The 6,159-nt window shown below is 61.3% G+C and carries 6 protein-coding genes; 2 read left to right on the top strand and 4 right to left on the bottom strand.

Annotated features, from left to right (window positions below):
* Positions 1–77 precede the first annotated feature (77 nt).
* Both frr and pyrH read right to left on the bottom strand, forming a co-directional pair.
* The gene (gene frr, locus RMN73_RS00620; protein WP_309601383.1) at positions 78–635 is read right to left on the bottom strand and encodes a ribosome recycling factor; all 558 of its coding nucleotides are present in this window, start codon (positions 633–635) and stop codon (positions 78–80) included.
* A 3-nt stretch (positions 636–638) separates the two neighbouring features.
* Complete coding sequence (gene pyrH, locus RMN73_RS00615) at positions 639–1,358, bottom strand: UMP kinase (protein WP_309601382.1); 720 nt, start codon at positions 1,356–1,358, stop codon at positions 639–641.
* Positions 1,359–1,507: 149 nt separating this feature from the next.
* Here pyrH and RMN73_RS00610 point away from each other — a divergent pair, with 149 nt between their 5' ends.
* Together RMN73_RS00610 and RMN73_RS00605 are read left to right on the top strand one after the other, a co-directional pair.
* A complete protein-coding gene (locus RMN73_RS00610; protein ID WP_309601381.1) occupies positions 1,508–3,424 on the top strand; it encodes a TIR domain-containing protein in 1,917 nt (638 codons plus the stop codon).
* Positions 3,414–4,469 carry an amidohydrolase family protein gene (locus tag RMN73_RS00605; RefSeq protein WP_309601380.1) on the top strand — a complete coding sequence of 352 codons (1,056 nt, stop codon included), beginning with the start codon at positions 3,414–3,416 and terminating at the stop codon, positions 4,467–4,469. Before RMN73_RS00610 ends, RMN73_RS00605 begins: the two co-directional genes overlap by 11 nt.
* 22 nt (positions 4,470–4,491) lie before the next feature.
* On the opposite strand, the gene tsf is transcribed toward RMN73_RS00605, so the two are convergent.
* Positions 4,492–5,430 (bottom strand): translation elongation factor Ts, encoded by a 939-nt coding sequence (gene tsf, locus RMN73_RS00600; protein WP_309601379.1) that lies wholly within the window; start codon positions 5,428–5,430, stop codon positions 4,492–4,494.
* Positions 5,431–5,514: 84 nt separating this feature from the next.
* Positions 5,515–6,159, bottom strand: a 645-nt coding sequence (gene rpsB, locus RMN73_RS00595; protein ID WP_309601378.1) for a 30S ribosomal protein S2, incomplete at its 5' end; no start/stop codon positions are given.

Here is a 6,159-nt window from a genome sequence, read left to right as displayed (position 1 = left end):
GACATGGCTCGGGACATCGCTTCCGCCCGTAGGCTGGACAGGCGGGTCGGCCCCTTCCAGCGCGGCGGGGCGAGCCGTCACTTGCCGAGGATTTCCTGTTCCTTGGCGTGGCTGCCGGTGTCGATTTCCTTGATCGTCTCGTCGGTCATCTTCTGGACTTCGGTCTCGAGCCACTTGCGATCATCTTCGCTAATCTCGCTCTTCTTTTCGTCGGCCTTGAGATGATCCATCCCGTCGCGACGAACGTTGCGCACCGCGATCCGCGCCTTCTCGGCATATTGGCCGACCAGCTTGGCCAGTTCCTTGCGGCGCTCCTCGGTCAGATCGGGGATCGGCAGTCGGATCATCGTCCCGTCGCTGATCGGGTTCAGGCCAAGCCCGGCCGAGCGGATCGCTTTTTCGACCGCGTTGACATTGCCCTTGTCCCACACCTGAACCGACAACAATCGCGGCTCGGGCGCGGAGACGGTCGCCACCTGGTTGAGCGGCATTTGCGCGCCATATACCTCGACATTGATCGGATCGAGCAAATTGGTCGACGCGCGCCCGGTGCGAAGCCCGACGAGATCGGATTTGAGCGCCTCTACCGCGCCATGCATCCGGCGCTGAAGATCGGCCTTGTCGTAGGTCGGCATGTCTTACTCTCCCTGAACAATCGTCGCGGTTCCGCGACCGGCGAGCACATCGGCAAGATTGCCCGGCTCGCGAATGTTGAACACGACGATCGGAATATCGTTGTCGCGGCACAGCGCAACCGCCGACGCATCCATCACCTTGAGATCATCGGCCAATACGCGGCCGAACCCGATGGTGTCATAGCGCTTGGCAGTCTTCACTTTCTTTGGATCGGCATCATAGACGCCATCGACGCTGGTGCCTTTGAACAAGGCGTCGCATTTCATTTCGGCCGCGCGCAAGGCAGCGCCAGTGTCGGTGGTGAAATAAGGGCTTCCCACGCCCGCAGCGAAAATCACGACGCGGCCCTTGGCGAGGTGACGCTCGGCGCGGCGGCGGATCACCGGCTCGCACACCTGGTCCATCTTGATCGCCGACTGGACGCGGGTTTCGACTCCCACTTTCTCCAACGCGTTCTGCATCGCCAGCGCGTTCATGACGGTAGCCAGCATGCCCATATAATCGGCCTGCGCACGGTCCATGCCCTTGGCCGCGCCCGCCATGCCGCGAAAGATGTTACCACCGCCGATGACGAGGCATAGTTCGAAGCCCTGGTCTCTTGCCGACTTCACCTCGGCCGCGAGCCCGGCGACCGCGTCCTGGTCAATCCCGAACTGACCGCCGCCCATCAATGCCTCACCCGACAGCTTGAGCAATATTCGGTTGAAGCGCGGGCGGGTCATGCTCTCTCCTCGGCGGAATGCGTGCCGCCAAACGAACGCGGTGCAAGCGCGCTTTAAGACGCCCCCGCCCCGCTGCCAACCGCCTTGTGGGGACGCGCCTTGCCTAATTGGCCATTTCGCCGCACGTTTGCGCAGCAGAGGGGCGGCTGATGGCCAAGGTGTTCCTGAGTTATGACCGCGAGGATGCGCTGAAGGCGCAGTCGGTCGCGCAATTGCTCGAGCGTGCCGGCAATAGTGTGTGGTGGGACCGCAACATCAAGGGCGGCGCCCAATATAGCAAGGCGATCGAGACCGCACTGGCCGATGCCGATGCGGTGGTCGTATTGTGGTCACCGGCGTCGATCGACAGTGCGTGGGTGCGCGACGAAGCGGCAGCGGGACGCGACAGCGGTCGGCTCGTCCCGGTGCTGATCGATGCAACAACCCCGCCAATGGGGTTCCGCCAATATCAGACAATCGATCTTTCCGGGCGCAAGGCGCGCAGCAAGTCGGCGCAGAACGAACTGATCGGTGCGGTCAGTGACGGGCGAGCGGACCCATCCCAACCCATGGCCGTGCCACCGATCAGCCATGGCTCACTCAACCCGTTACGCATGCGCGGGCTGATCATCGCGATCGCTGCATTGCTGATGATTGGCGCTGCTTATTTCGCCTGGACCAGATTCGGAACAGGCAACCAGACGACTCTCGTCTCCGTCGAGGCTGCGGACTCCTCGCCAGAGTCGCGTGGGCTGGCGCGCAACCTGTTGGTCAAACTGGGCGTGCTGCAGGGAAATGCGGAGACGTCGATCCGGTTGCTCGATCAATCGGGCAACGGTGAAAAAGCAGACATTCTGATTTCGATCGGTGGGTCGACGCGCGACCGCGCGGAACATGCCACCCTGACCATGACATCGACCGACGAGAAATTGATCCTGTGGTCAAAGGAATTTGTCCAGGGAGACGGCACCCAGGCCGATCTGGAGGAGGCAATAGCGTTCGCCGCAGCACAAGTCCTCAGCTGCGCCAATGAAGTGTCGTCGGGCAAGTACGGCAGCCTCGAAGCCAATGCGCGTCGGATTTACCTCAACGCCTGCTCCTCTGCCGCCGATGTTGGCTGGGATACGACACAATTGGTGCCGATGTTCCGCTCCGTGCTGAAGATCGCCCCCACGTTCCGCCCCGCCTGGGGTAGGTTGCTGCTGGCCGAGATCGGCCAATTGCAGCTCGCCACGAACTCGGGAGGAACGCCAGACGCGATCAAACTCGCGTTAAAACGCGACGTCGCGGCAGCGCGCAAGATCGATTCGAACATGCCAGAAGCGATCCTCGCCGACATCGAGCTGACTCCATCCATGTCAATCGCTCGGGTGATCGCCATGTTGGACGAGGCCAAAGCCTATGAACCGAACAATACATCGGTGCTGGGATATCGAGCGTTGGCTTTGCAGCGGGTCGGGCGAATGGATGATGCCGTGGTCGATGCGCAGTGGGCAGCCGAGCTTGAACCGCTTTCTTCCGAGGCACGCACGTCATTGATCGGCGCACTTGCGGCCGGAAACAGGATCGAGGCCGCTCGGAGTGAATTGGAAAAGGCCAAAAAGCTATGGCCCGATACGAAGACCGTACGGCAGGCCGAGTTCGGGCTGGAATTGCGCCATGGGGATTTCGAAAAAGCGTTACGTTCTGACGAAGCTGGATGGGTGACCGGTTCCGACGTTTATGTCGCTGCCCGAAAAAATCCAACCGATGCCAATGTCGCCCGGCTGTTGGCTGTGCCTGGCACAAGCGACTTGAATGCAGGTCAAATGACGTTCTTCATCCAGTCGCTGGCCGAGATGAAGCGGGTGGATAAACTGTTCCCAATGATCGACAAATGGCGAGTCGAGGACGACGTCGCCAACTCAAGCTACATCTTATTCCGCCCCGGCGTGGCGCCCCTCCGCCGCGATCAGCGCTTCATAGGGCTCGCCAAGCGCTTGGGCTTGCTCGATTATTGGCAGCAATCCGGCATCTGGCCGGATTTCTGCCGGGACCCTGACCTGCCCTATAATTGCAAGACCGAAGCGGCCAAATATGGGCGCTAGGGCCCTTGCGTCGCTGATCGTGGCAACGTCGCTCTTTCAAGCTCAAGCACGCACCAGACCAGCGCCTCAACCTCTCCCGATTATCGATATGCATGTCCATGCGATGGTCACCCCGCGCCCGGTCGAGATAGCGACTTGCACCGGTGACCAGACCATCGTGTACCTGCCGATCGACCCGGTCACCTCGCCGCCCGATGCTCCCACTATGCAATGCCCTCGTCCGATTTATTCGACGACGCGCAAAGCCGAGTTCCAGCGACAGACGATCGCCGCTTTACGCAAGGCGAATGTGGTGCGCGCGGTCCTGATTGGGCAACCCGCAGAGCTCGCTAGCTGGCGCAAGACCACCCCTCATTTGTTCATTCCTGCGTCGGTCCCTCGGGGTCGCTCAGCCGCCGATCTCGATGAACTGCGTGCTTCAGTGCTTGCGGGCGCGGTCAGCATATTCGGCGAATTTAATGCGCAATATCTGGGCCTTGGAGCTGACGATCCCATGTTCGAGCCATTCTGGGCGCTAGCCGAGTCGCTCGATGTGCCGGTTGGCGTCCATCTCGGCGAAAGCGTTCAGCAAGTCGGGCAGGAGCTTGTCGCAATGCGCTATAAGGCCGCGCTGACCTCGCCGTTTCAACTTGAGGGAGTGATCAAGCGCCATCCCAAGATCCGCATTTACGCCATGCATGCCGGCTCGCCGATGACTGACGAGATGATCACCATGCTGTTCACTTATCCGAGCCTGTATGTCGACATTTCGGCGAACGACTGGAACATGCCGCGCGCGCAATTTTATGGGCAGCTCAGGCGGCTGGTCGAAGCCGGTTTTTCCAAGCGGATCATGTTCGGGTCCGATCAGACAATCTTTCCTCAAGCCATTGAGATCGCTGTCCGCACCATCGAGCAAGCGCCGTTTCTGACGCCCGTGCAAAAACGCGACATCCTCTACAATAATGCGGCCCGCTTTCTTCGTCTCACACCGGCGGAAATCGCCAGCGACTATGGCGCGAGCAAGGTGCAACAAAAAAGGGCGGCGCCGAAGCCCCGCCCTTGATTATCGCTTGCGTGGGGGCGGCTCAGGCGACCGGCTGGGGCACGCCCGAGGCGGCGGCGACTTCGGCGGCGAAGTCGCTGGTGGCTTTTTCAATGCCTTCGCCAAGCTGGAAACGCTCGAACGCCTTGATGGCGATCGGCGAACCGGAGTCCTTGGCCGCAGCTGCAACTACGTCCGCAATCGGGGTCTTGCCGTCGATCACGTACAATTGGCTGAGCAGGGCATTTTCCTTGGCGAACTTGGCCATCGTGCCATCGACCATCTTCTCGACGATGTTGGCTGGCTTGCCGCTTTCATTGGCTTTCTCGACCGCGATTCCGCGCTCGCGAGCGAGCAGGTCGGCGTCGAGCCCCTCGGCACTAAGCGCGAGCGGGTTGGCCGCAGCAATATGCATCGCCAGAAACTTGCCGAGCGAATTCAGCGCGTCGGCCGAAGCAGCGCTCTCAAGCGCGACCAGCACGCCGATCTTGCCCATGTTGGGCGCGGCAGCATTGTGGACGTAGCTCACAACGACGCCCTGATCGACGTCAAGCACAGCGGCGCGACGAAGCGACTGGTTCTCGCCGATCGTGGCGATGTTGTTGGTCAGGGCCTCGGCGACGGTGCCGCCCGAAGGATAAGCCGAATTGCCAAGTGCCTCGACATCGCTGCCGGTGGTCAGCGCAAGCTTCGACACATCGCGGACGAAAGCCTGAAACTGGTCGTTCTTGGCAACGAAATCGGTTTCCGAATTGACTTCGACAACCGCGCCGCGATTGCCTTCGACAGCAACCCCGACCAAGCCTTCGGCGGCAGTGCGGCCGGCCTTCTTGGCGGCGGCTGACAGGCCCTTGGCGCGCAGCCAATCGACCGATGCTTCCATCTCGCCATTATTTTCGGACAGCGCTTTCTTGCAATCCATCATGCCGGCGCCAGTGCGCTCACGCAATTCCTTCACCGAAGCGGCGGTGATCTCAGCCATGCTAATTCTCCAAATGAAATGACGGGACGCGTCGCGGTGAGCCTTGGCCCCCGCGACGCGCCCCCAATATTGGTCGCGAAGGGCTTAAGCCTCGAGCGCGGCCTCGACCGGCGGCTCGGCCATTGCACCGATATCCTCGCCGCGTGCCGCTGCATTGCCGGTCTTGCCCGACATCGCCGCATTGGCGATTGCCTCGCAGTAAAGGCGAATGGCGCGGGCAGCGTCGTCGTTGCCCGGAACCGGAAAAGCGATGCCGTTCGGGTTCGAGTTCGAATCGAGGATCGCGACGACCGGAATGCCAAGGACGTTGGCCTCCTTGATCGCCAATTCTTCCTTGTTCGAATCGATCACAAACATGACGTCGGGAAGCCCGCCCATGTCGCGGATGCCGCCGAGGCTCTTCTCAAGCTTGTCGCGCTCGCGGGTCTGCTGAAGGATTTCCTTCTTGGTCAGGCCGACCGTGTCGCCACTGAGCTGCTCTTCAAGCGTCTTGAGGCGCTTGATCGAGTTGGAAACAGTCTTCCAGTTGGTCAGCATGCCGCCGAGCCAGCGATGGTTGACGAAATGCTGGCCCGATACGCGGGCAGCTTCTGCCACCGCGTCCTGCGCCTGGCGCTTGGTGCCGACGAACAGCACCTTGCCGCCGCGGGCAACCGCCGAATTGACGAACTCGAGGGCGCGCGCAAACAAGGGCACGCTCTGCGACAGGTCGATGATGTGAACGCCGTT

It is taken from the genome of Sphingomonas sp. (assembly GCF_031372575.1).
Taxonomy (GTDB): Bacteria; Pseudomonadota; Alphaproteobacteria; order Sphingomonadales; family Sphingomonadaceae; genus Sphingomicrobium.
The sequence above is the reverse complement of the archived record's forward strand: the minus strand, read 5'-3'. Positions and strand labels throughout refer to the sequence as shown.

Excerpts from the sequence above, each read along its gene's own strand:
- frr (WP_309601383.1), bottom strand. The coding sequence starts at position 635 with ATGCCGACCTACGACAAGGCCGATCTTCAGCGCCGGATGCATGGCGCG.
- pyrH (WP_309601382.1), bottom strand. The coding sequence starts at position 1,358 with ATGACCCGCCCGCGCTTCAACCGAATATTGCTCAAGCTGTCGGGTGAG.
- RMN73_RS00610 (WP_309601381.1), top strand. The coding sequence starts at position 1,508 with ATGGCCAAGGTGTTCCTGAGTTATGACCGCGAGGATGCGCTGAAGGCG.
- RMN73_RS00605 (WP_309601380.1), top strand. The coding sequence starts at position 3,414 with ATGGGCGCTAGGGCCCTTGCGTCGCTGATCGTGGCAACGTCGCTCTTT.
- tsf (WP_309601379.1), bottom strand. The coding sequence starts at position 5,430 with ATGGCTGAGATCACCGCCGCTTCGGTGAAGGAATTGCGTGAGCGCACT.